2 protein-coding genes are annotated in these 2,066 nt (G+C 31.2%); both read left to right on the forward strand.

The window, feature by feature from the left end; genetic code table 11:
• Nucleotides 1-1,429 (forward strand): potassium-transporting ATPase subunit KdpB (kdpB, locus tag ACT8VG_RS10605; protein WP_444195853.1); only part of this gene is annotated, 1,429 nt, incomplete at its 5' end.
• Nucleotides 1,430-1,439: 10 nt separating this feature from the next.
• A complete protein-coding gene (kdpC, locus tag ACT8VG_RS10610; RefSeq protein WP_217106314.1) occupies nt 1,440-2,057 on the forward strand; it encodes a potassium-transporting ATPase subunit KdpC in 618 nt (205 codons plus the stop codon).
• Nucleotides 2,058-2,066: the final 9 nt, after the last annotated feature.

Below are 2,066 nucleotides of genomic sequence, written 5' to 3' on the forward strand. Positions count from 1 at the left end.
TTCTAGAAAGATTAGTACATATTATATAGGGTTGAATTCTTTGTTAGTATCTTTAACTATTATATTTTTAATAGTAATCGTGAGTTTATATCCTCTCGCTACATACCTAAATGTTAAAATTCCAATTTCAACGTTAGTAGCATTAACAGTATGCTTAATCCCAACCACAATTGGGGCATTACTTAGTGCAATTGGTATTGCAGGTATGGATCGTGTCACTAGATTTAATGTTATTGCACTATCTGGAAAGGCAGTAGAAGCATGTGGTGATGTTGATACAATGATTTTAGATAAAACAGGTACTATTACATTCGGAAATAGATTGGCGAGTGATTTTATTAATGTTGACGGTGTAGATGAAACGGATCTTGTGAAATATGCATGTATTGCATCGTTAAAAGATACGACACCTGAAGGGAAATCAACAGTAGAATTAGCTGAAAAGATGGGAGTTACATTAAATATTGATGATTACAAGCATGCAACATTTATTGAATTTACAGCTAGTAGCAAAATGAGTGGGATTGATCTTGAAGATGGTACTAAAATAAGAAAAGGCTCTGGTGAAGCCATTATTAATTATGTAAAAAATTTAAATGGATTAATTCCTTCTGATTTAAATGAAAAAGTGGAAAGTATTTCAAAATTAGGAGGGACTCCGTTGGTAGTTTGCGCTAATGACAAGATTTTAGGTGTTATTTATTTAAAAGATACAGTAAAACCAGGATTGCCAGAAAGATTTGATCGTTTACGTAAGATTGGTATTAAAACGATTATGTGCACAGGGGATAATCCTTTAACAGCTGCAACTATTGCTGCTGAAGCTGGTGTTGATGGCTATATTGCTGAATGTAAACCCGAAGATAAAATAGAAGCGATAAAAAAAGAACAATCATTAGGAAAAATTGTAGCTATGACTGGTGATGGAACAAATGATGCACCAGCCTTAGCCCAAGCTAATGTAGGAATAGCAATGAATAGCGGAACTACTGCTGCCAAAGAAGCAGCTAACATGGTAGATTTAGATTCGGATCCAACGAAAATATTAGAGGTAGTAGAAATTGGTAAGCAATTATTAATTACAAGAGGATCATTAACTACATTTTCTATGGCAAATGATATTGCAAAATATTTTGCAATTATTCCAGCAATTTTTACAATTGCAATTCCACAAATGAACGTCTTAAATATTATGGGACTTAGTTCTCCATCAAGTGCGATTTTATCGGCATTAATCTTTAATGCGATTATTATTCCCTTCCTAATACCGTTAGCTATGAAAGGTGTCAAATATAAACCTATGAGTGCATCTAAACTATTAGGAAGAAACATGATGATTTATGGTTTAGGAGGCGTTATTTGTCCATTTATTGGTATTAAATTAATTGATATTGTCATTTCACCATTACTTGTTTTTTTAGGATTATAGGAGGATGTTTATGAAACATTTATTTAATAAATTAAAAACACCATTTAAGTTATCATTAGTAATGTTTGTAATTTGTGGATTGATTTATCCTATGTTAATGACAGGAATATCTCAAGTTATCTTCCCACATCAAGCAAATGGAAGTCTAATTGAGTTGGATGGAAAAGTTATAGGTTCTGAACTCGTTGGACAAGATTTTACGGATGAGAGATTGTTTCATTGTAGACCTTCTGCTGTAAATTATAATACTTTCACACAAAACGAAAAAGAAAGAAAAGGACAAGTTTTACCATCATCTGGAAGTGAAAATTTAGCATCAAGTAATCCTAAATTAGAAAAAAGAATTAATAATGATATCGAAAAATTTCTACAAGAAAATCCTACGATAAAAAAAGAAGATATTCCTGCAGATATAATAACTGCATCTGGATCAGGATTAGATCCACATATTTCTGTTGATGCTGCTAATGTTCAAATTGATAGAGTGTCAAAAAATACGCATATTTCTAAGGATGTATTGAAAAAATTAATAAAGGATAATACTGAAAATAAATTACTTGGTATCTTTGGCGAAGAAAAAGTTAATGTGTTGCAATTAAATCTATCATTAATAAGAGAAATCAAATAAAGTTAAAAT

Source organism: Catenibacterium sp. (genome assembly GCF_052354645.1).
Classification (GTDB): Bacteria; Bacillota_I; Bacilli_A; order Erysipelotrichales; family Coprobacillaceae; genus Catenibacterium; species Catenibacterium mitsuoka_A.

Bases quoted from the DNA above. Each gene is read 5' to 3' on its own strand.
- kdpC (WP_217106314.1), top strand. From the start codon at position 1,440: ATGAAACATTTATTTAATAAATTAAAAACACCATTTAAGTTATCATTA.